The sequence below is a fragment of the Pseudomonas sp. SIMBA_067 genome (genome assembly GCF_046534675.1).
Lineage (GTDB): Bacteria > Pseudomonadota > Gammaproteobacteria > Pseudomonadales > Pseudomonadaceae > Aquipseudomonas > Aquipseudomonas putida.
Map to the genome: position 1 here is coordinate 1 of NZ_JAWRYH010000467.1, position 270 is coordinate 270.

Sequence of the window (270 nt, forward strand, 5' to 3'; positions counted from 1 at the left end):
TCAACGCCGCGATCAGCGCGCAGAACGCGCAGGTTTCGGCGGGCAGCCTGGGCGATTTGCCGGGGACCAAGACCCAGGAAATCACCGCGGCAATTCTGGTCAAGGGCCAGCTGTCGACGCCGGCGGAATTCGCCGACATCGTGCTTAAAGCCAACCCGGACGGCTCCACCGTGCGCATCGGGGATGTGGCGCGGGTGGAAATCGGCAGCCAGGAATACCAGTTTTCCACACGCCTGAACGGCAAGCCGTCCACTGCAGTCAGCGTGCAGC

Annotated in this window: 1 protein-coding gene; it reads left to right on the forward strand. The window is 64.4% G+C overall.

Annotation, left to right across the window (positions count from 1 at the left end; genetic code table 11):
* On the forward strand, positions 1 to 270 hold a 270-nt coding region (locus tag SB765_RS29920), incomplete at both ends, for an efflux RND transporter permease subunit (protein ID WP_410932532.1).